Annotated in this window: 20 protein-coding genes, 2 tRNA genes and 1 rRNA gene; 18 read left to right on the top strand and 5 right to left on the bottom strand. The window is 44.0% G+C overall.

Annotated features, from left to right (window positions below):
* Positions 1-105: 105 nt before the first annotated feature.
* From rrf to IEV27_RS14700, 9 genes are all read left to right on the top strand, one after another.
* Positions 106-219 (top strand): 5S ribosomal RNA (gene rrf / locus IEV27_RS14740).
* A 47-nt stretch (positions 220-266) separates the two neighbouring features.
* A tRNA-Met gene (locus IEV27_RS14735) sits at positions 267-343 on the top strand.
* Positions 344-463: 120 nt separating this feature from the next.
* Positions 464-540, top strand: a tRNA-Asp gene (locus IEV27_RS14730).
* A gap of 144 nt (positions 541-684) precedes the next feature.
* Positions 685-1,653, top strand: coding sequence for a thiamine-phosphate kinase (thiL, locus tag IEV27_RS14725; RefSeq protein WP_188378240.1), 969 nt, complete (start codon positions 685-687; stop codon positions 1,651-1,653).
* Position 1,654: 1 nt separating this feature from the next.
* Positions 1,655-2,110 carry a tRNA (adenosine(37)-N6)-threonylcarbamoyltransferase complex ATPase subunit type 1 TsaE gene (gene tsaE / locus IEV27_RS14720; RefSeq protein WP_188378239.1) on the top strand — a complete coding sequence of 152 codons (456 nt, stop codon included), beginning with the start codon at positions 1,655-1,657 and terminating at the stop codon, positions 2,108-2,110.
* Complete coding sequence (gene tsaB / locus IEV27_RS14715) at positions 2,107-2,793, top strand: tRNA (adenosine(37)-N6)-threonylcarbamoyltransferase complex dimerization subunit type 1 TsaB (protein ID WP_188378238.1); 687 nt, start codon at positions 2,107-2,109, stop codon at positions 2,791-2,793. Before tsaE ends, tsaB begins: the two co-directional genes overlap by 4 nt.
* Complete coding sequence (rimI, locus tag IEV27_RS14710) at positions 2,794-3,240, top strand: ribosomal protein S18-alanine N-acetyltransferase (protein WP_188378237.1); 447 nt, start codon at positions 2,794-2,796, stop codon at positions 3,238-3,240. It abuts the gene before it with no gap.
* Positions 3,237-4,268, top strand: a complete 1,032-nt coding sequence (tsaD, locus tag IEV27_RS14705; RefSeq protein ID WP_188378236.1) for a tRNA (adenosine(37)-N6)-threonylcarbamoyltransferase complex transferase subunit TsaD — start codon at positions 3,237-3,239, stop codon at positions 4,266-4,268. Before rimI ends, tsaD begins: the two co-directional genes overlap by 4 nt.
* Positions 4,269-4,614: 346 nt before the next feature.
* Positions 4,615-5,157 (top strand): TetR/AcrR family transcriptional regulator, encoded by a 543-nt coding sequence (locus IEV27_RS14700; RefSeq protein WP_188378235.1) that lies wholly within the window; start codon positions 4,615-4,617, stop codon positions 5,155-5,157.
* Positions 5,158-5,346: 189 nt separating this feature from the next.
* Here IEV27_RS14700 and brnQ read toward each other — a convergent pair whose 3' ends face one another.
* On the bottom strand, positions 5,347-6,717 hold the full coding sequence (brnQ, locus tag IEV27_RS14695; protein WP_188378234.1) for a branched-chain amino acid transport system II carrier protein: 1,371 nt from the start codon (positions 6,715-6,717) through the stop codon (positions 5,347-5,349).
* 268 nt (positions 6,718-6,985) lie between these two features.
* Here brnQ and dacB point away from each other — a divergent pair, with 268 nt between their 5' ends.
* From dacB to fbp, 5 genes are all read left to right on the top strand, one after another.
* Positions 6,986-8,488, top strand: a complete 1,503-nt coding sequence (dacB, locus tag IEV27_RS14690; protein WP_188378233.1) for a D-alanyl-D-alanine carboxypeptidase/D-alanyl-D-alanine endopeptidase — start codon at positions 6,986-6,988, stop codon at positions 8,486-8,488.
* Positions 8,489-8,972: 484 nt separating this feature from the next.
* Positions 8,973-9,863: a beta-keto acid cleavage family enzyme gene (locus IEV27_RS14685; protein WP_188378232.1), complete on the top strand. Its 891-nt coding sequence runs from the start codon at positions 8,973-8,975 to the stop codon at positions 9,861-9,863.
* Positions 9,864-9,865: 2 nt separating this feature from the next.
* Positions 9,866-10,810: a 3-hydroxyacyl-CoA dehydrogenase NAD-binding domain-containing protein gene (locus IEV27_RS14680; protein WP_188378231.1), complete on the top strand. Its 945-nt coding sequence runs from the start codon at positions 9,866-9,868 to the stop codon at positions 10,808-10,810.
* 13 nt (positions 10,811-10,823) lie between these two features.
* A complete protein-coding gene (locus tag IEV27_RS14675; protein WP_229735362.1) occupies positions 10,824-11,288 on the top strand; it encodes a thioesterase family protein in 465 nt (154 codons plus the stop codon).
* Positions 11,289-11,850: 562 nt separating this feature from the next.
* Complete coding sequence (fbp, locus tag IEV27_RS14670) at positions 11,851-13,782, top strand: fructose-1,6-bisphosphatase (RefSeq protein ID WP_188378229.1); 1,932 nt, start codon at positions 11,851-11,853, stop codon at positions 13,780-13,782.
* A 69-nt stretch (positions 13,783-13,851) separates the two neighbouring features.
* Here the strand turns inward: fbp and IEV27_RS14665 are convergent, their stop codons facing one another.
* Complete coding sequence (locus IEV27_RS14665; protein ID WP_188378228.1) at positions 13,852-15,792, bottom strand: ABC-F family ATP-binding cassette domain-containing protein; 1,941 nt, start codon at positions 15,790-15,792, stop codon at positions 13,852-13,854.
* A 164-nt stretch (positions 15,793-15,956) separates the two neighbouring features.
* Between IEV27_RS14665 and moaC the strand changes: the two genes are divergently transcribed.
* The 3 genes from moaC (at position 15,957) to IEV27_RS14650 (ending at position 19,190) form a co-directional block, all read left to right on the top strand.
* Complete coding sequence (moaC, locus tag IEV27_RS14660) at positions 15,957-16,442, top strand: cyclic pyranopterin monophosphate synthase MoaC (RefSeq protein WP_188378227.1); 486 nt, start codon at positions 15,957-15,959, stop codon at positions 16,440-16,442.
* Between the two features lie 15 nt (positions 16,443-16,457).
* The gene (locus IEV27_RS14655; RefSeq protein ID WP_188378226.1) at positions 16,458-17,108 is read left to right on the top strand and encodes a redox-sensing transcriptional repressor Rex; all 651 of its coding nucleotides are present in this window, start codon (positions 16,458-16,460) and stop codon (positions 17,106-17,108) included.
* A 678-nt stretch (positions 17,109-17,786) separates the two neighbouring features.
* The gene (locus IEV27_RS14650) at positions 17,787-19,190 is read left to right on the top strand and encodes an MDR family MFS transporter (RefSeq protein WP_188378225.1); all 1,404 of its coding nucleotides are present in this window, start codon (positions 17,787-17,789) and stop codon (positions 19,188-19,190) included.
* Between the two features lie 64 nt (positions 19,191-19,254).
* Here the strand turns inward: IEV27_RS14650 and IEV27_RS14645 are convergent, their stop codons facing one another.
* From IEV27_RS14645 to IEV27_RS14635, 3 genes are read right to left on the bottom strand one after another with little or no spacing between them, the layout of a single operon-like run.
* Positions 19,255-19,788: a GNAT family N-acetyltransferase gene (locus tag IEV27_RS14645; RefSeq protein WP_188378224.1), complete on the bottom strand. Its 534-nt coding sequence runs from the start codon at positions 19,786-19,788 to the stop codon at positions 19,255-19,257.
* 17 nt (positions 19,789-19,805) lie between these two features.
* The gene (locus IEV27_RS14640; RefSeq protein ID WP_188378223.1) at positions 19,806-20,018 is read right to left on the bottom strand and encodes a DUF4305 domain-containing protein; all 213 of its coding nucleotides are present in this window, start codon (positions 20,016-20,018) and stop codon (positions 19,806-19,808) included.
* A gap of 1 nt (position 20,019) precedes the next feature.
* On the bottom strand, positions 20,020-20,730 hold the full coding sequence (locus IEV27_RS14635; RefSeq protein WP_188378222.1) for a CPBP family intramembrane glutamic endopeptidase: 711 nt from the start codon (positions 20,728-20,730) through the stop codon (positions 20,020-20,022).
* A 257-nt stretch (positions 20,731-20,987) separates the two neighbouring features.
* On the opposite strand from IEV27_RS14635, the gene groES reads away from it, so the two are divergent.
* The gene (gene groES, locus IEV27_RS14630; protein ID WP_188378221.1) at positions 20,988-21,272 is read left to right on the top strand and encodes a co-chaperone GroES; all 285 of its coding nucleotides are present in this window, start codon (positions 20,988-20,990) and stop codon (positions 21,270-21,272) included.
* Positions 21,273-21,286: the final 14 nt, after the last annotated feature.

Raw genomic sequence — 21,286 nt, 5'->3', positions numbered from 1 at the left:
ATACTAATCAATCGATGACTTAACTATTTCCCTTTGTGAAAAAGGTTTGATGAAACGATGTCCGAAAGGTCTTATCCAGTTTTGAGGGTTCACCTCAATTAACGATGTAGTGGCGACAGCGAAGAGGTCACACCTGTTCCCATGCCGAACACAGCAGTTAAGCTCTTCAGCGCCGATGGTAGTCGGGTTTACCCCCGTGAGAGTAGGACGCTGCTACGTCGTTTCAATTAAATTTTATGGGAACCTAAAGATTATTCCCACAATATCGCGGGGTAGAGCAGTTCGGTAGCTCGTCGGGCTCATAACCCGGAGGTCGCAGGTTCAAATCCTGCCCCCGCAACCAAATTATTTAATCGTAGTACTGTAAAGTGCAACCAAATTATTTAATCGTAGTACTGTAAAGTGCACCAAAATAATTCAACTTACTATGTTGAATTATTTAGTAGTAGATTCAATAAAATATGGTCCGGTAGTTCAGTTGGTTAGAATGCCTGCCTGTCACGCAGGAGGTCGCGGGTTCGAGTCCCGTCCGGACCGCCATTACATCTTATATTACAGTCTTAGGGATTCTTTCCTAAGGCTTTTCTTTTGTCTTTTTTTATTTTCACGACCTTCCTTGGTATAATGGTTTTATTGTGAAGAAACGTACGGTTTCTTTAACGCAGGACGAGAGGGGTTTTAGCTATGGACGAGTTTTCTTTTATCGATTCAATCCAGCCGGCCGCCTATTCCCAGTCTTCGCTGATCAAGGGAGTGAGTGATGATGCGGCCGTGTTTCGTCAGTCTTCTGAGGATATCGTGACGGCGGTTGATACGATGGTGGAGGACGTTCATTTTTCAAGAGACACTATGGAGCCTTACCATGTAGGTTACCGCGCGCTAGCTGCGAATTTAAGTGATTTAGCTGCGATGGGCAGTACGCCTGCCTTTTACTTAGTATCGCTTGTGGTTCCAAGCGGTTGGTCTCAGGAAGAGCTTCTGGAAGTGTATCGTGGCATGCGTACACTGGCTAACGAATACCATATCGACTTAATTGGAGGCGATACGGTTTCTGGAAAACAGCTGTGTGTATCAATCACGGTTTTTGGTTATGTATTAAAAAATAAAGCTCGTTACCGCAGCGCCGCTCGTTCGGGAGATATTATTTTTGCAACGGGTACCTTAGGTGATGCGCGTGCCGGCCTTGAATGTATACGTAAGGGTGTGAATGATCCATATTTAATAAAAAGGCATCGCACGCCTGATCCGCGTGTTGATTTTGCCAAGAGCTTAACACATCTCTCACGTGTTGCGTTAAATGATGTGAGTGATGGAATTGCGAATGAAGCGAATGAGATTGCTGAAGCTTCGAGCGCAGAACTTCATCTGAACTTTGAGCAAATTCCATATTCTCCCCAGCTCCCTGAGTTATTCCCTTCTCATTATGAGGACTGGGTACTTTCTGGAGGAGAGGATTTTGAGTTAATAGGAACGGTTAGTGAAAAAGAATGGCCGCACGTCGTTGAGGCAGCTAAGCAAACCGGCACGCCCCTCGTTGATATTGGCCGAGTGAAAGAGAGCGATAAAAATGGAGCCGTCTACCTTTATAAAGAAGGAAAACGTTCCATTTTAAATAAATCGGGGTATACCCATTTGCAAGAGGAACGTGATTAACATGACGACAATGACATGGATGACGCATTCAGAAGAGGATACGAAGCAGTTTGGGGAGAAGCTTGGAGGCTTGCTGCAAGCTGGAGATGTACTTACGCTTGAAGGTGATCTAGGTGCAGGGAAAACGACCTTTACGAAAGGGCTGGCAAAAGGACTTGGTGTTAAACGAACGGTGAACAGCCCTACGTTTACGATTATAAAAGAGTATATGGGACGGCTTCCTTTCTATCATATGGATGTGTATCGTTTAGAAGATAGTGATGAGGACTTAGGCTTTGAGGAGTTTTTTAATGGAGAAGGTGTGACGGTCGTCGAGTGGTCACAGTTCATTGAAGACTACCTGCCTGAAGAACGTTTAGAACTAACGATTGAGTACGTGGATGAAACGTCACGTAAGATCTCTGTTGCTGCTCGTTCCCCTCATTTTGAACAAGTGTGTAAGGAGATGAGTTCATGAATGTGCTGGCAATAGATACGTCGAATGATGTATTAGGCCTGTCGGTAGTAAAAGCCGGTGTTGTTGCAGGTGAAATGATGACCAATGTGAAAAAAAATCACTCGATCCGTTTGATGCCTGCGATTGACCAATTGATGCGTGATACGCAAACGAAGCCGGAAGAACTGGATCGAATTGCGGTAGCGCACGGTCCGGGGTCTTATACGGGTGTACGGATTGGCTTAACAACAGCAAAGACGATGGCATGGTCGTTAGGAATTCCGGTGGTCGGGATCTCCAGCTTAGAAGCCTTGGCCAGCCAGGGACGCCTTTTTCAAGGATACATCTGCCCATTCTTTGATGCTAGAAGAGGGCTGGTTTACACAGGCCTGTATGATACGAAGTTGAACGTAGTGAAGGAAGAGGCGAACCTTCTCATGACAGATTGGCTGGCATCGTTAAAAGAACTAGACACCCCTGTACTATTTTTAAGTCAGGACGCGTCTCTTCACAAAGATGTGATTGAAAATTACTTAGGAGAGCAGGCGGCTATACCTGATGCAAGCTATCATTACCCGAGTCCTTCTTATCTTGCGCTCGCTGCAATGGAGAAAGAGCCGGATCCTCTTCATAATCTCGTGCCTAATTACTTGCGTATTCCTGAAGCTGAAGCGAAGTGGCTGGCGCAGCAGGAGAAGCAGTAAATGGTACAGGTGAGAGAAATGAGAGAGGATGATCTTGCTCAGGTAATGGTAGTAGAACATGCTACGTTTGCCGTACCCTGGACAGAAGAAACGTTTAGGAAGGAAGTCAACGGCGAGAATCCTTACGCGCACTATTATGTGATTGAAGATCAAGGAGAAGTCTTCGGGTATTGCGGCGTGTGGCTGATCATTGATGAAGCGCACGTGACCAATATTGCGATCCATCCAGATCACCGCGGGAAGAAGTACGGCGAGCAGTTGTTTCGGTATTCTTTTGAACAAGTGATTGAGATGGGTGCCATTCAGCTAAGCCTGGAGGTACGAGTCTCCAATACGGCAGCTCAGCATTTATATCGTAAATTCGGTCTTGTGCCTGGCGGTATCCGGAAAAATTATTATACCGACAATGGAGAAGACGCATTAGTCATGTGGGTGGGATTAAAATGAGTGAAGATCAATATATTTTAGCGATTGAAACGAGCTGTGATGAAACAGCCGTTGCTATTGTAAAAAATGAACGTGAGCTAGTAACAAATGTGGTGGCTTCTCAAATTGAAAGCCATAAGCGATTTGGCGGAGTCGTGCCGGAAATTGCTTCCCGTCATCACATTGAACAGATCACACTGACGCTGGAGGAGGCGTTGACGCAGGCAGAGCTTACGATGGATGAGATTGAAGCGATTGCGGTAACCGAAGGACCAGGGCTTGTTGGCGCATTACTTGTAGGGGTGAATGCTGCGAAAGCACTGGCGTTTGCCAAGCAGAAGCCGCTCGTCGGTGTGCATCATATCGCTGGTCATATTTACGCTAATCGGTTAGAAAAAGAATTCCAATTTCCATTGCTTTCTCTAGTGGTCTCAGGCGGCCATACAGAGCTTATCTTAATGGACGAGCATGGAAGCTTTGAAGTCATTGGAGAAACGCGTGACGACGCTGCAGGCGAGGCGTACGACAAAGTAGCACGTACGTTAAAACTTCCTTACCCGGGTGGGCCGCACATTGATAAGCTTGCTCAGGAAGGTGAAGTCTCTATCGATTTTCCGAGAGCCTGGCTGGAAGATGGATCCTATGATTTCAGTTTCAGTGGATTAAAATCAGCAGTTATCAACAAGCTGCACAACGCGAAGCAAAAAAATGAAGATATTCCTCCACAAGATGTAGCCGCGAGCTTTCAAGAGAGTGTAGTGGACGTGTTATCCACAAAAACGTATCAGGCTGCGAAAGAATATGACGTAAAGCAAGTGATCGTAGCAGGCGGAGTTGCGGCTAACAAAGGCTTACGCGCGGCGTTAAAGGATAAGTTTAAAGAAGAAGATTGTGAATTACTTATTCCTCCTCTACACTTATGCACAGATAACGCAGCGATGATTGCTGCAGCTGGAGCCGTGGCTTATCAACAGGGGCACCGCGCTGGATATGACTTGAATGCGAATCCTGGATTAGACTTGGAGATGTACGGTAGAAGAGGCTTTTAAGCTCCCTTTCGTAAGGGAGTTTTCTTTTTGTTTAAAAAGTTATGCACAGTTGTATATTTATGCAGTGGATAAAATAATTATTGTCTTGGAATTGAAGGATAGAAAACGCTCCCACAATTTGTGGATAAGTTAACAACTATCTGTGGATAATGTGGATTAAATTGTTGAAAACCGATAATATCCATACACAACTGTTGAAAAGTGTGTGGATAGTAACATGGTTGTCATACAAGTCTATGCAAAAGACGAAGCTGTTTTAAATAAGGTACTACCTCCTTAAATTGAAAAACCCCCTGACTACTGATAACATTATTGAAAAACGTACTTAATAAATGAGGGAATGAGAATGCCAAGAGAATCGAAACGGCATAAAATTTTAGAAGCAGCTGCGTTGATCGTAAAAGAGCAGGGCAGCGATGCGTTAACGTTAGATGCTGTTGCTAAAAGAGCAGAGGTCAGCAAAGGTGGACTCTTGTATCACTTTTCTACAAAAGAGGCCCTGGTGGAAGGGCTCGTTCAGCACATGAATGATATCTATCGCGGCAATGTGGAAGAACTCGTGGAAAAAGACGAAGATGAAACTGGAAAATGGGCGAGGTCGTTTATTAATGTCATGCATGCAAAAAGTTTGGAAAACGAAACGATCAGTGCAGGCATGTTAGCGGCACAGGGCATGAACCCTAAACTGCTCAAGCCATTGCAGGATACCTACGCGGACTGGCAGAATCATATTGAACATGATGGAATCGATCAAGTTGATGCCACAATCATGCGCCTTGCGGTTGATGGGTTGTGGTTATCGGAGATCTTTGGCCTTGGACCATTGAATCCTAGTCTTAGGAAAAAGGTGCTGGAGAGGTTAACCGAACAAACGCACAAAACCGAGTAGCAGACAAAAGTCATTGATTCCATCGTGTGGAGCTCAAATGATAAAGTACAAAAAGGACGAGACATAGTAATTAAAAATAATGATCCAATGAGCCTAAACAGACAGAATAAAACACCTCCGAAGCTTTATCGCTTTGGAGGTGTTTTATTTTCTCATATTTTGTTTGTTCTTTTCTTGGAGACTGCCGAATCAGTTATTTTCAATGGTGATGGATCGTGAATGGGACCCCTCTCGTGCTGGCCAAAAGCAGCCGATCAAGGCACCGGCTAAAGCAGGAAATATCCAGCCAAGCCCGATGTCATAAAGAGGTAAATAATCAAGGTAAAGCTGCTTCACTGATTCAATTGATGAAAGAGTCACCCCTGGAACACTTTCAGCTAAGGTACTGTAGCCATCAACGATACTGACGAAAAACGTTAAGAACATGGATGCGGCATAAACCCTGCGTTTGTGATCAAATAGGGAAGAGCACAGCCCTAGTAAAATAAGAACAATCGCAAGGGGATATAAGAACATCAATACCGGCAATGCGAATTGAATGATGTTGTTTAAGCCGAAGTTTGCGATCGTAAAGGATACTAGACATAGGACAATCACGAACGTCTGATAGCTCACTTTTGGAAATGTATCATGAAAAAATTCACTGCATGCGCTGATCAGCCCGATGCTTGTCTTCAAACAAGCGAGTACGATAATAATGGCAAGTAAAATCGCCCCAAACGATCCGAAATAATATTGAGCGACGGCTGCAAAGATCAGCCCACCGTTATCAAATGTTCCAACAGCTGTTACACTAGAAGCCCCCATATAGGTGATCAGACCATAAATCACCATCATCAAGCCCATGGCGAAGATACCTGACTTCCAAGTGGCTTTTGCAATGGCCTTCGTGTCTGTAATTCCCTGGCTTTTAATCGCATGAATAACAACAATACCGAAAGCGAGGGAGGCTAGAGCATCCATCGTGTTATAGCCTTCTTTAAAGCCTGTCATAAACGCCAGTTGAGTGTAGTCACCCGCAGGTGTGCCAAAGCTCCCCATCGGTCGAACAATCGCCACAATGATTAATACGAATAAGAACACTAAGAATGTCGGCGTTAAGTATTTTCCGATGTAATCCATAATTTTGGCCGGATTTAGTGAGAAATAATAGACAATCCCAAAAAATAAGAAGCTGAAGATTCCAAGCCATAAGCTTGCATGATCCGGATTCATAAACGGTTCAAAACCGATAACAAACGGTACAGTCGCTGTTCGTGGAATGGCGAAAAACGGCCCGATGGTTAAGTAAAGAATCATCGCAAACGTAAGTCCAAATAGAGGATGAACGCGGCTCGCTAAATCACGCAAGCCATTACTTCCTGATAAGCCAATGGCTAAAATTCCTAAAAACGGCAGACCGATCGCTGTCACGATAAAGCCGATTAATGCCGGCCAGAAGTTTGTCCCGGCCATCTGACCTAACTGGATAGGGAAGATTAAGTTCCCCGCCCCAAAGTACAGCCCAAACAGCATCGTACCTATTAGAGCATACGTAGAAAATGGTATTTTGTTTTGCATATTCCTTGTTCCCTTCTCGTTGTAAAGTGAGTACTGCATTTTTTAAACAATAAAAATAATACTATCAGGGATTGGGGAAAGGGACAATACGAAAATATCAATCTAAAGCTCCACGAGTTAAATAAGAATGGTTGTATTGGAATAAGCTAGAAGTATAAAAAATCCTCCTATGGGGCTATTTTGTATAATTTTACAGAAAATTGTTAAAATTTTCTGTTTCCTTTGCTAAGGTTAAAGGGACCAAAATATTGAAGGAGGAAGTTACATAATGAAGTTTTCAATCAAAAGTAAGCAAATGGTTGTTCTGTTCCTTGTCGCGTTCTTAACGTTCGCTCCTTCCCAAGCTGTGGAGGACACTCAGGTAAATGCTTCATCTGAGGACACAGCGTTATCAAATCAAATTGACGAAATTTTAAATGACGAGAGGTTAGATGGAGCATTAGCAGGGGTTAGTGTGCGTTCAGCGGAGAGCGGAGAGCTGTTGTATGAAAACGACGGTGATATTCGATTAAAACCCGCTTCTAATATGAAACTTTTAACCGGTGCTGCTGCCCTTGAAACGCTAGGCCCCGACTATACATTAACAACAGAGGTATTAACCGATGGGAGCATCAAAGGAAAGAAGCTGCATGGTGACTTATATTTAAAAGGTAAAGGCGACCCGACGTTAATGGAAGATGACATTAAAGCATTTGCTCAGTCCGTGAAAGAAGCTGGTATTCAGGAGATCAAAGGCGACCTTCTGGCTGATGATACTTGGTATGATGATATTCGATTATCAGAGGATATTTCATGGAATGATGAAACCAACTATACAGCTGCTCAAATCTCAGCACTAACTGTATCCCCAAATGAAGATTATGATGCGGGTACCGTAATTGTCGAAGCGTATCCTGCAGATGCAGAAGGGGAGATGGCCGATGTACAAGTCATTCCTGAGAATGATTACGTGGAAATTGTTAATAAAACAGAGACTGTGGCTTCTGATCAGCCTAAAGATATTTCCATTGAACGTGAGCATGGCACCAATCAGATAGTTGTCGAAGGTGATATTCCTCTTGAAGGCACACGCTCACGTTCCTGGGTGGCTGTTTCAGAACCTGCAGGACTGGCGTTAGAATTATTTCATAAGGCGTTAGGTGAAGAAGGAATCAAAGTCAAGGGTGAAAAACGGGCAGACGGAAAAACGCCCGAATCAGCAAATTTACTTATCTCCAAAGAGTCCATGCCGCTGGAAGAGCTGTTTATTCCATTTATGAAGCTTAGTAATAACGGCCATGCGGAAGTGTTAATCAAAGAGATGGGGAAAGTTGTCCATGACGAAGGCAGCTGGGATAAGGGACTTGAAGTAGTGGAAGATTTTCTTCAAGATAACGACGTCAATGCTGATACGATGAGACTGCGTGACGGCTCCGGCATGTCCCATGTGAACATGATCCCTGCCAACGAACTTTCCCAGCTTCTTTACCAAGTTCAAGCCAAAGAGTGGTTCCCAGCTTATCTAAAGTCTCTTCCTGTCGCTGGAAATAGCGACCGCTTTGTCGGTGGAACGCTGCGATACCGAATGGGCAATACGGCTGCAGAAGATAATGTACAAGCGAAAACAGGTTCCTTAACAGGCGTGAATTCTCTGTCTGGATATGTGACAACAGAAGACGGGGAAGAGCTTATCTTCTCAATCGTTTTAAACAGTTATCTCGAAGGTGTCCAATCCATTGGAGATGAAATTGCTGTGACCTTGGCGGAGCATAACTCCGAAGCTGAAGAGTAATCATTATCATCAATATCTAAGTCAATCATAAAAAGTCACCAGCTCCTCCAAGGAGCTGGTGACTTTTTTGTTTAGGCATGTGATAAAAGCAAGGCCCCCAAAACGCTTTCCAATCCATGAGTTGTTTCCTCACGATAACATTTAGTTAAGGTTATTTTCTTTCACTTTTAAAACTATACAATCCAGACGGTTTCCTTTTAAAAATAGAATAGGGGAAAAAAAGAGAGGATATGGAACGGTATAGAAGCAAGTTGGTTCTAAAAGACTTTTTTGAAAGATTTTGAAGTGGATAGAGGTTTATATACTGATGATAGGGTCTGTGAAAAAGGTAAGGTGCAGAGTAAACAGGACTAGTAAATGCTGGACTGCAGTGTTTTACGGAAGAGAAAATGATGAATAATAAAAAGGGATTGAAAGTAAACAGTCCGGATGGTACACTTTATCCAGAACAAAACAAACACCAATTCAAAGGAGGATCTTTTGAATGAAAAATAAAGTATTGCTAACTTCTGCCGTTACAGGTGCAGGAGATACGTTAGAAAAAAATCCACACGTACCGGTAACACCGAAAGAGATTGCGGAATCAGCGATTGAATCGGCAAAATCAGGGGCAACGGTAGCCCACGTCCATGCCCGTGATCCTAAAACAGGCGGGATCAGTCATAATGTAGAGCATTATCGAGAAATTGTTGATCGTATTCGTGAATCAGAAACTGACGTGATCATTAATATTACGTCCGGCGGCGGAGGGGACTTTATTCCAAGTTTGAATACGCCAGCTGCTGGTGGTGATGGAACGGATATTCAAACGCCAGCGGAACGACATAAGCCGGTAGGCGAGCTGCTTCCGGAAATGTGTACGCTTGACTGCGGAAGCACGAACTTCGGCGACATGATTTATATGAGCCCGACGGACTGGTTGAGAGATCAGGCCAAACTGATTCAAGAAAGCGGCGTGAAGCCAGAGCTTGAATGTTTCGATACCGGCCACATTCGATTTGCCAATCAATTAGTGAAAGAAGGGCTGATTGATGACGATCCGATGTACCAATTCTGCCTTGGCATTCCATGGGGAGCGGCTGCAGATGCCGAGACGATGATGTATATGAAGAACCGAATTCCAGAGAATGCACACTGGTCAGCTTTTGGAATCGGCCGCATGCAGATGCCAATGGCTTCTCAAGCAGCACTTCTAGGAGGAAACATCCGCGTTGGGTTAGAGGATAATATTTATCTATCTAAAGGTGTACCAGCAACGAACGAGCAGCTCGTTGATAAAGCTGTAACGATGCTGAACGGCCTGGACCTACAACCGATGACGCCGCAGGAAGCACGTGAATATTTCAATCTACGAAATCCATTGGGAGGTAAATAAGCATGAAAATTGCAATAGTAGGAACGGGAGTCATTGGAAATGGCTGGATTGCCCGTATGCTGGCCCAGGGGTATGACGTAGTAGCGACAGATCCAGCAGAAGGAGCGGAAGAACGAATGCGCCGTGCTGTAGAACAGTCGTGGCCGTACGTGGAAGCCCTCGGCCTTACAGAAGGAGCTTCGAAAGATCGTTTAACATTTGAAAGTGAATTAGCAGATGCTGTAAAAGACGCTGATTTTATTCAAGAAAACGTGCCTGAAATCGAAGAACTTAAGCAAACCGTTCTGCAGTCTATTGACCAGTATGCGAAACCAGAGGCGCTTATCGGATCGAGCACCTCTGGCATCATGCCTTCAGAATTGCAGGCGAATCTACAGCATCCCGAGCGCTTCGTAGTTGCGCATCCCTTCCACCCGGTATATATTTTGCCGCTGGTAGAAGTCGTAGCAGGAAAACAGACAACGCTGGAGAATGTAGAAAGAGCGAAGGCTTTTTACGAAAGCATCAATATGAAAGTACTGCTCGTTCGCCATGAGATTGAAGGACACATCGCCGACCGTTTAATAGAAGCAATCTGGAGAGAATCGCTTCACATTGTGAACGAAGGCATTGCTACTACAGAAGAAGTGGATAAAGCCTTCACGCACGGAGCGGGTCTTCGGTATGCGCAATATGGACCTTTCTTAACCTTCCACTTAGCAGGCGGTGAGGGCGGCATGCGTCATATGCTCAAACAATTCGGCCCCGCCTTGAAAAAGCCGTGGACGAAGCTCGAAGCACCTGAACTGACAGATGAACTTTATAATAAAGTGGTAACTGGCTGTGAAGAACAGTCGAACGGCATGTCCATGTCAGAGCTCGATCAAAACCGCAACGAATTTTTAATTAAATTATACGACTTAGTACAGGAATATTGGCCGAAAGAGCAAGAGAAAAATCATGTATAAAGGAGGGTCAGCCGTGGATTTTCAATTTAAGCAGACCGTACCTTCAGAGTGGGTCGATTACAACGGGCACATGAATGATGCGGAATACAATACAGCATTCAGTCAGGCAACCGATGCTTTTATTGAGGGTATCGGCCTTAATGAAGAAGCCCGTGCCCGCTTTCATTATACGATCTTCACGTTAGAAACTCATACGTGCTACTTGCAGGAAATGAAAGAAGGCGAAGCATTTACGATCACAGCTCAGGTGCTGGATTATGATGCGAAACGTATTCACTTATTTTTATCCATGCACCATGATGATGGTGATCTCGCTGCCACATTAGAAGAAATGCTTATGGGCATCGATCAAAATGAAGGGCGGGGAGCGCCGTTCCCCGATCCCGTGGCAAAAAACATTTCTGAATTATATCAGAAGCAAGCTGATCAGGACCAGCCAAAACAAGCCGGACGAACGATAGGAATTCGAAGAAAATAAGAACAGCGGAAGACAAGCATTCCAGCAGACTGGGATGCTTGTCTTTTGTTTTATGATAAAATAGCTGTTAACAGCTCCAGGTAATGGAGGAGGAATGATCGTATCGGACAAATGTTCCAATGTGGCTTTTCATCCTATACTATTTATTGCTTGCAGGCACTTTCGCTACTGCCGTTTTTATGATTAGAAAACGGAGAAATGTACTCTACTCCATAGGGATTCTCGTTGTGCTTCCAACATTTGGGGTTATTAATATTGTTGGAACCATTCCAAGAACGAACCATAATGAATTGGAATACTGGTTACATAGTTTAGCTGATTTCCAACTATGGACCTGGCTTTCATTTTTAATGCTTTGTTACATGTTGTTCTGGTGGTGTAAGATAGTTTTTCTGAGCCGGAGAAATTTGTGAAAAGGGCCATTTCTAAAAACTGAAAACATGTTACGATCATATATAATTAATATTGTTCTTTTCTTATTTACCGACACTTTCAATTTTAGTAGTCAATTGCAGCATTTCAGTGGGAAATCGTGATGAAATTTGAAAGGGGATACATAATTTTGAACAAAAAATACTTAGATTTACTAGCCCAAAAATACGATTGTGAAGAAAAAGTAGTCACTGAAATTATTAATCTTGAAGCCATTCTTAATCTGCCTAAGGGGACAGAGCATTTTGTTAGTGACTTACACGGAGAGTATCAAGCCTTTCAACATGTGTTAAGAAATGGTTCGGGGAGAGTCAAAGAGAAAATAAGGGATATATTTAACGGCGTAATCTACGAAAATGAAATAAATGACATGGCGACATTAGTTTATTATCCTGAAGAAAAATTAAAAATCATTAAAAATGGTTTTGATAATGACGAGGCATTAAACCAGTGGTATAAAGAGACAATCGAACGAATGCTGAAGCTTATTTCTTACGCCTCGTCCAAATATACACGTTCGAAATTACGTAAAGCATTGCCTGATCAATTTGCCTATATTATTGAAGAGCTGCTATACAAAACAGATGAATCCGCAAATAAGGAACAGTATTACACAAAAATTGTCCAGCAAATTATTTCCCTCGATCAGGCGGATAAGCTTATCACGGGTCTAGCTTATACCACACAGAGATTGGTTGTGGATCATCTCCATGTAGTGGGGGATATTTATGATCGAGGACCCGAACCTGATAAAATTATGGAAACGCTCATCAATTATCATTCCGTTGATATTCAGTGGGGAAATCATGATGCCCTATGGATTGGAGCCTTTGCCGGTTCAAAGGTTTGTCTCGCGAATATCATTCGTATCTGCGCTCGCTACGACAATTTAGATATTATTGAAGATGTCTATGGAATCAACCTTAGACCACTTCTTAATCTGGCGGATAAATACTATGAGGACAATCCCGTCTTCAGGCCAAAAATTCATTCAGATCAAAAAACATCTGACCATGAACGATTACAAATTACGAAAATTCATCAAGCCATTGCTATGATTCAGTTTAAACTTGAAAGCCCGATCATTAAGAGACGACCGAACTTTAATATGTCAGAAAGGCTTTTGCTTGAGAAAGTTGATTATGATAAAAACGAAATAACGCTTCAAGGGAAAACGTACCCGCTGGAAAACAGCTGTTTTGCAACGGTTAATCCAGATCAGCCTGATCAATTATTAGAGGAAGAAGAGCAAGTGATCGACAAGCTACTATTTTCTGTTCAACATTCGGAAAAGCTGGCCAGACATATGAAATTTCTAATGAAAAAAGGCAGCCTTTATTTGAAATACAACGGGAACTTGTTAATTCATGGGTGCATTCCTTTAGATGAAAACGGAAATATGGAAGAAATGCTGATTGAGAATAAAACCTATGCAGGCCGTGATTTACTTGATATTTTTGAACATTATTTACGGCACGCTTTTGCACACCCTGAAGAAACAGATGATTTTGCGACAGATATGGTCTGGTATTTATGGACCGGAGAATATTCCTCCCTTTTTGGGAAAAGGGCCATGACAACCTTTGAAAGGTATTTCATTAAGGATAAGGAAACCCATAAAGAGAAAAAGAACCCATATTACTATTTACGTGAAAATGAGGAAACGTGCCGTAAGATCCTGAAAGAATTTGATCTTAACCCTGAGCAAGGGCATATCATAAATGGCCATACTCCTGTAAAAGAAATTGATGGAGAAAACCCAATAAAAGCAGATGGAAAAATGATTGTGATCGACGGCGGATTTTCCAAAGCCTATCAATTAACAACAGGTATTGCCGGCTACACCTTATTATATAATTCCTACGGCATGCAGCTTGTCGCGCATAAGCAATTTAATTCAAAAGAAGAGGTGCTGCTGAATGGAACCGACGTTCTCTCAGTCAAGCGACTTGTGGATAAAGAGCTGGAGCGAAAAAAGGTGCTCGAAACCAATGTGGGAGAGGAACTGTTACAGGAAATCTCTATATTAAATCGTTTGATGGAATATCGTTATATGAAGTGACGCTATAATCAAAAAAATCCATAATAATGGCTCAGGGTGATCATCTTCACTCTGAGCCTTTTCTTTTGCCTATGCGTCTAACGCTTCCCATTCCTCCAGCAAAGCTTCCATTCTTTCCTGATACTGTTCATTTTCTTCCGTCAGTTCAAGTGACTTCTCATGATCCTGGAAAACTTCCGGCTTGCATAAAAGCGCATCGTTTTCTTCCACTTTCGCTTCAAGCTGTTCAATTTCCTGTTCAATTTCCGCTATGCGGCGCTTACGTTTACGTTCTTCGCTTTTTAAGGCTTTATCCTGCTGGAAGCTGTTTTTTGATTCTTGTTCCTGCGGCTTTGTGGCTGCTGCCTGCTCAGCGCGTTCGGCTTCTTCGATTTCCCGAAGTTCGCGTTCTTCTTGTTTCTTATGAAGGTAATAATCATAATCGCCGAGAAACACGCGCGTTTCAGCCGGTTCCATCTCCACAATTTGCGTGGCGATTTTATTAATAAAGTAACGGTCATGGGAAACGAATAAGATGGTTCCTGGATAATCGACAAGCGCAGATTCCAACACTTCTTTACTGTCTAAGTCGAGGTGGTTGGTCGGCTCGTCCAAAATTAACAGATTGGCTTCCTGCATCATCAGCTTGGCGAGCGATAATCGCGCTTTCTCTCCACCGCTTAATGCGGACACAGGTTTTAACACATCTTCTCCTGTGAATAAAAAGTTCCCAAGAATCGTGCGGATGTCTTTTTCATTTTTAAGCGGGTACTCATCCCATAGCTCATTCAATACGGTTTTCTTTGAGTTCAGCTTCGTCTGTTCCTGATCATAGTAGCCAATTTGGACATTGGTCCCGACCATAATATTGCCTTTTGCTGCTTTTAAGTCACCGATGATCGTCTTAAGAAGCGTCGTTTTTCCAACACCATTCGGACCGACTAACGCAAAGGAATCGCCGCGCTGTAAGTCTAGTGACAGATGATCAAACACGTAGCGGTCCTGGTCATCATAGCGAAACGCTAAATCACGAATCTTTAACACGTCGTTTCCGCTTTTCTTCGCTACTTGAAAGCTGAACTTCGCAGATTGCTGCTCTGTCTTTGGCTTATCGAGCTTATCCATTTTCTCCAGCTGCTTGCGGCGGCTTTGCGCGCGCTTACTCGTAGTGGCACGGACAATGTTCTTTTGAATAAACTCTTCCATCTGTTTAATTTCACTCTGCTGTTTCTCATAATGCTTCAGCTCAAGCTCATAATCTTCTTCTTTCTTCTTTAAATAGTCGCTGTAGTTGCCGTGGTATTTCTTAGAACCCTGATGGGCGATCTCATATACGGTGTTCACAATTTCATCTAAGAAGTAACGGTCGTGCGAAACGATGACAACAGCGCCTTCGTAACCCTGCAAGTACGACTCAAGCCATGAGAGTGTATCAATGTCCAGGTGGTTGGTCGGCTCATCTAAAATGAGAATGTCAGGCTTCGTTAATAGAAGTTTTCCGAGCGCAAGCCGCGTTTTCTGTCCGCCGCTTAGTGTCGCAATTGACGTATTCCAATCAAAATCATGAAAGTTAAGCCCGTTTAAAACCGCTTTAATCTCGGCTTCATATTGATAGCCGCCCGCGACCTTAAAGTAGTCCTGTTTTTCATCATATTTCGAAAGCAGCTGATGGTATTTGTTTGCGTTGGCTAGTAAGTCAGGGTCCGCCATATCAGCTTCCATTTGGCGAAGTTCCCGTTCAAGCTTTTGCAAATGGGCAAACACCTTCGTCATTTCATTCCAGATCGTGTCGTCGGACTGCAGGCCTGTATTTTGAGCCAGGTATCCCATGGAAACATCTTTCGGTTTAAAAATGTCCCCCGAATCATGGCTCATGTCCCCGGCCATCATTTTCAGCAACGTACTTTTGCCGGCTCCGTTTCTTCCGACAATCGCAATGCGGTCATTCATTTGTACATCCAGCTTAATATTTTGTAAAATTAACTCGGCGCCAAACCGTTTCGTCAATTGATTTAGTTGCATGAGAATCATGTCGTTTCACCTCAATGAAATAAGTGTATCTTATATAGGACGACAGTAGCAAGGAGAGGTACTTAAGAGATTGTGAACGCTTTAACACTTTCGTTTGATTTTTTGATAAAATAAGAGTAATGTTTGAGTAACTAACCTGTACTATTGGTAAAGGAGTCCCACGCATGTCTGAATTTACTCATTTTAATGAACAAGGACGAGCGCGAATGGTCGACATTTCGGAAAAGAAAGATTCCGTTCGAACGGCGATCGCGCATTCGAGTATAGAAGTGAATCAAACGATTTATCATAAAGTAACAAGCGGCGATATGGAGAAAGGCGATGTCCTTTCCGTAGCCCAAATCGCAGGAATTATGGCGGCAAAAAAGACGCCCGACTGGATTCCGATGTGCCACCCGCTTCCGTTAAAAGGGATCGATGTCACCTTTGAATGGGAGACGAACGAGAACTATGTGCTCCATATTATGGTCTCGGTGAAAACAAAAGGCAGCACGGGTGTCGAAATGGAAGCGCTGACCGCAGCCTCAGCGACTGCGTTAACGGTGTATGATATGTGTAAAGCCGTGGATAAAGGAATGGTCATCGGACCGACGTATTTAGAAGAGAAAACAGGAGGTAAATCCGGCGATTACAAACGAGACAGCCGGTAAGAGGAGGTTAATCCAATGGATGCAGAAAACGCTAAAATACCACAAGCGACGGCGAAGCGGCTGCCGCTATACTATCGATTCATTAATAATCTCCATAGCCAGGGCAAGATGAGAGTCTCATCGAAGGAGCTGAGTGAAGCGGTCAAAGTTGATTCAGCCACGATTCGCCGTGATTTTTCTTACTTTGGAGCCCTCGGAAAAAAAGGATATGGATATAACGTCGAGTATCTGCTGTCATTTTTCCGCCAGACGCTTGATCAGGATGAAACGACAAATGTCGCTTTAATTGGTGTCGGAAACTTAGGTACTGCTTTTTTAAACTATAATTTCATGAAAAATAACAATACAAAAATTGAAGTCGCTTTTGATGCAAAGGATGACCGTATCGGGCAGACGGTAGGCGGTGTGCCGATCAAGCACATCGACGATTTAGAGAAGCATATGGACGGCATTTCTGTCGCGATTTTAACCGTACCATCATCCGCGGCTCAGGGCATAGCTGATCGTCTGGTCGAAGCGGGTATCTCTGGGGTGCTGAACTTTACACCTGCACGAATTACGGTGCCAAACAGCGTGCGCGTTCATCACATTGACTTAGCTGTTGAGCTGCAGGCGCTTGTGTATTTCCTGAAACATTACCCATTAGACGAAGAAGAGGACAACTGATAAGGTTGTCCTTTTGTATGTGGAAATTCCTTTGTTTGCTCTTTTACTTTGAAAGTGTAGAAAACATTTCTGGCTTAGAAAGGGGGAAGGGTTTTAGGAAACAACTCGCTTTCCATGGTCCCACACGACGTGGGGTCGTTCGATGTTGGCACACGACGTGCCGAACTTAATCGAACTTCTTATTTAAGACCTCCTCGGGCTTTATAAGCCCTTCGGGGTCACACCTTATTCGTCTCTCCCATTGGAGTGTCGCCGTTTCCTAAAACCCTTTTTCGATAAACGATCACTAGACCAAGTGGCAGCTAGGCTTTCCCATCCTTCAATGGTTCCGAAAGCTTATTTTGATTAAAAGGAACGGAAAAAGTGACGACTCCTGCGGGACGAGCAGACAGGAGAGGCCCTGGAGGTCGCAGACCGAGGAGACTTTCCGTCTTGCCCCGCGGAAAGCGGCGCTTTTTCCTGTTCCTTTTCTCCAGGACTCTAATGGAGGAACCGAGTACTACCTTGTCTACAATCTCCATCCAAGCTTTTCAACAGCCTGAGGAGAGCAGTAGGAATTGTAACGTACTGTAAATAACGATAGGCATAACGAGTGTTTGCGAACGATAGAAGTGCTAAAATGGTTGATACTTAGGGTATAAAAAGAAGGGGATATTATAAAGAAAGGGGGATCTGGTGTTGAGCAAAATACCTACGAAATGGTTAGTCGTTCTATCCGTATTATTTGGAACGTTTACCGTCATTTTAAATAACAGCATGCTGAACCCGATCCTTCCGCGATTCATTGAAGTGTTTGATTCCGACGCGGTGGCGGTCGGCTGGATCTTAACGATCTTTATGGTATCGATGGGGATGACGATGCCGTTAACCGGCTATTTAGGTGATCGATTCGGGAAAAAGAAAGTGTACATCGCCGGACTGTGTTTGTTTATCCTCGGCTCGATTTCTGGTCTGCTTTCACAAACGCTTGGAATGGTCATCATGTCACGGGCCATTCAAGGGGTGGCAGGCGGTATGATGATGCCAATTGCTATGGCCCTCATCTTTAATTCCTTTCCTAAACATGAACGCGGCTTAGCTGTAGGCGTATACGGGGTGGCCGCGATGGTGGCGCCGGCGATCGGACCAACAGTAGGCGGCTTTATGATTCAGTTTTTGGACTGGCCATGGCTGTTTGCGTTTAACATTCCGTTTGGCTTACTTGGACTCCTATTATCGATGAAATTTTTAGAGCGGACTGAAACGCATCCAGAAAAGAAGTTCGATTACATTGGCTTTGTCATGATTACGCTCGGAATTGGCGCTGTGCTGCTGGCACTTGGGCGAGGTCGTGAACTTTCGATGCTCGTGGATCCTTTGAATCTTACGCTGATCATTGCAGGACTATTGGCCATCGTCGCTTTTGTTTTCTATGAAAACCGCCAGGACGATCCACTGCTCAACTTATCCGTCTTTAAAGTACCTACGTATTCCGTTTCCATTCTCGTCACGTCAGCAGCGTCAATCGGCCTGTTTTCCGGCATCTTCTTATTGCCGCTGCTCATTCAAGTCGTGTACGGATTAAATGAAGTGATGACAGGAATGCTGTTTCTGCCGGCAGCGGCGGCAAGCGGCATCTTCATGTCGATTGGCGGGCGAATGCTCGATAAAAAAGGACCGCGCTATGTTGTGCCGCCAGGCCTTGCCATTATGGCCGCAGCGACGATTGGTCTTGGGATGTTGAACGTTTCCACGCCGTACTGGCTGATCCTGTTACTTAACACCGTGCGCGGACTAGGCATGGGAATGGGGAACATGCCGGCAACGACGTCAGGTATGAACGCGATTCCTGAACATTTAGTCGCGCAAGGTTCGGCGATGAACAACATCATCCGGCAGATTTCCTCTTCACTCGGCATCGTCTTTTTCTCCATTTATTATGAAGTGCGGCGTGCTCAAGTAGCGGCTGCTCCTGATATGGATATGCAGGCAGCGACACTGCAGACGTTAAACGAAGCGTTTCTCGTTTCAGCAGCTGTATTACTCATCGCTCTGCCGTTTTCTTTCTTATTAAAAGGCGTACAGGATGATCAAAACGCATAAAAAATGCTGAAGAGCTATACAGACTCTTCAGCATTTTTTTCTTTTTCAGCTCCGTTGTCTTCGCTTAGGTGTTCCATTCTCGCGCAAGCAAACCATACATCAACATGTCGTACGCTTTGCCGTCGCGGAGGACGAATTCGCGCTGGGCTCCTTCGTACGTAAAGCCGAGTTTTTCATACAGCCTTAAGGCCGGCTCGTTGTAATCAAAAACGGTAAGCTGCAATCGATGGAGGTTTAATTCTTGGAAGGCGTAGTTGATTAACAGCTCCATGGCTTCCGTGCCATAGCCTTTCCCTTGATGATCGGCGTCGCCAATCGCAATTGAGATCCAGCCGTTACGCTGGTTCCACAGGATCCCGTCAAGCTCTACGTAGCCGATCAGCGTATCCCCATCACAAATGGAAAAAAGAAAATGGCTGTCGTTCTTAGTGGCATCATCGCGCCATTCTTTCAGCGAATCGTACGAACGCGGCTGTGCAGCTGCGGCATCGAAGCGGCGCAGGAACAACGAATGATTAAACCATGTTGCGATCTGCTCAAGGTGCTCATCGGTGACAGGACCCAAATGTACACGGTGACTGTGCAGAATGGCTTTCACAGCTCCCACCTCCAGAACTATTTATTCTTTTTATCGTTCTTCGCTTGTTTAATCTTAAGGTGAATGTTAATTAAGCGGACGGTTACCGCGAAATTAAACGTGGCAATGACGATCGGCAGCAGCGTCGGAAAACTCCACAGCGTCTCCGATTCCATGCTGGCTGCGATATACGTAAAGGCCACCCCCATGAAAAAGTAGATAGCCGCCATCGTAAGGGGAGAAGCTCTCATACTAGAACAACCCTCCCGTTACAATCGTCTGCAGTTGCTCCTGCATGCGTCGAATGTCTTCCTCTGAATAGAAAAGCTGAGATATAACGACGAACGAGTTCATCGCCATATGAGCCACGATCGGCGTAATGATGCTTTTCGTTTTTACATATAAGAAAGCGAAGACAACCCCCATGGAAAAATACACAAGCATGTGCTTGAAATCCATGTGAAACGCCCCGAAGACGAGGGAGGAAACAAGCACAGCGAGTAAAAAGTTGAAGCGCTTATGCATCTGACCGAAAATCACTTTACGAAAAATGATTTCTTCTGTTATAGGGGCAAACACAACGGGTAATAAGATGAACAGCGGGGATTCTCTCGCAATGTTCATAAGATCCATTGTATTCTCAGATCCGGCAGGTATGCCGAAAACCTGCGTCTCAATTGTAGCGGCAATCCCTTGCGCAAACAGCGCGAGAAATACACCGAGGATCGACCAGAGCACAATCTTTCCTTTACTGGAACGCTCGCCCCGTAACTCAGGCTGTGTCATGTCAGGTTTTAATAAACGTAAGATGACTATTGTGGCAATGGTGAAGCTTAAGATCGACCAAATCGCAATCGCATCCGATTGGCCGAAACCAAGAAGAAACATAATCGGCAGTCCAATGAACGAAGAGAGCTGCGCGATAACATATGTGATAATGATCCACCAATATCGTTTTGGCATATACATAACTCCTTTTTTAAAAAAACAGAGACTTTCCATACTTTATGTATTTTATCACAATTTAAAAACATCCAATAAGAATAAGGGCTTATGACTTCGCGAATATTGTAGAAAAAAGGTGATGAAAAATTGATAGTTTCTACTTGAAAATCAAAAGTGAATTGCTTATTATAGGAATTGTGTTAGCACTCAACACAATTGAGTGCTAATAAACGACATGAATCGAAATATGAACCTGACTAAGGAGGGTGTCCTAATTGTTAAAGCCATTAGGTGATCGTATTGTTATTGAATTAGTAGAAGAAGAACAAACTACTGCAAGCGGAATTGTACTTCCAGACTCTGCAAAAGAAAAGCCTCAAGAAGGCAAAGTGGTTGCGGTTGGTACAGGCCGTGTAACCGATAACGGGGAAAAGGTAGCACTAGAAGTAAGTGCTGGCGACCACGTAATCTATTCGAAGTTTGCTGGTACTGAAGTGAAGTACGAAGGCAACGAATACTTAATCATTCGCGAGAGCGATATTCTAGCAGTTGTCCAGTAAGAAGTAAGCATCAT

The sequence above is a fragment of the Halobacillus andaensis genome (genome assembly GCF_014636475.1).
In the GTDB taxonomy this organism is placed as follows: domain Bacteria; phylum Bacillota; class Bacilli; order Bacillales; family Halobacillaceae; genus Halobacillus_A; species Halobacillus_A andaensis.
This window is presented reverse-complemented; position numbering and strand designations above follow the sequence as displayed.

Bases quoted from the DNA above. Each gene is read 5' to 3' on its own strand.
- IEV27_RS14680 (WP_188378231.1), top strand. From the start codon at position 9,866: ATGAAAATTGCAATAGTAGGAACGGGAGTCATTGGAAATGGCTGGATT.
- tsaB (WP_188378238.1), top strand. From the start codon at position 2,107: ATGAATGTGCTGGCAATAGATACGTCGAATGATGTATTAGGCCTGTCG.
- thiL (WP_188378240.1), top strand. From the start codon at position 685: ATGGACGAGTTTTCTTTTATCGATTCAATCCAGCCGGCCGCCTATTCC.
- IEV27_RS14635 (WP_188378222.1), bottom strand. From the start codon at position 20,730: ATGCCAAAACGATATTGGTGGATCATTATCACATATGTTATCGCGCAG.
- tsaD (WP_188378236.1), top strand. From the start codon at position 3,237: ATGAGTGAAGATCAATATATTTTAGCGATTGAAACGAGCTGTGATGAA.
- IEV27_RS14700 (WP_188378235.1), top strand. From the start codon at position 4,615: ATGCCAAGAGAATCGAAACGGCATAAAATTTTAGAAGCAGCTGCGTTG.
- brnQ (WP_188378234.1), bottom strand. From the start codon at position 6,717: ATGCAAAACAAAATACCATTTTCTACGTATGCTCTAATAGGTACGATG.
- moaC (WP_188378227.1), top strand. From the start codon at position 15,957: ATGTCTGAATTTACTCATTTTAATGAACAAGGACGAGCGCGAATGGTC.
- IEV27_RS14655 (WP_188378226.1), top strand. From the start codon at position 16,458: ATGGATGCAGAAAACGCTAAAATACCACAAGCGACGGCGAAGCGGCTG.
- rimI (WP_188378237.1), top strand. From the start codon at position 2,794: ATGGTACAGGTGAGAGAAATGAGAGAGGATGATCTTGCTCAGGTAATG.
- IEV27_RS14640 (WP_188378223.1), bottom strand. From the start codon at position 20,018: ATGAGAGCTTCTCCCCTTACGATGGCGGCTATCTACTTTTTCATGGGG.
- IEV27_RS14685 (WP_188378232.1), top strand. From the start codon at position 8,973: ATGAAAAATAAAGTATTGCTAACTTCTGCCGTTACAGGTGCAGGAGAT.
- IEV27_RS14665 (WP_188378228.1), bottom strand. From the start codon at position 15,792: ATGATTCTCATGCAACTAAATCAATTGACGAAACGGTTTGGCGCCGAG.
- dacB (WP_188378233.1), top strand. From the start codon at position 6,986: ATGAAGTTTTCAATCAAAAGTAAGCAAATGGTTGTTCTGTTCCTTGTC.
- tsaE (WP_188378239.1), top strand. From the start codon at position 1,655: ATGACGACAATGACATGGATGACGCATTCAGAAGAGGATACGAAGCAG.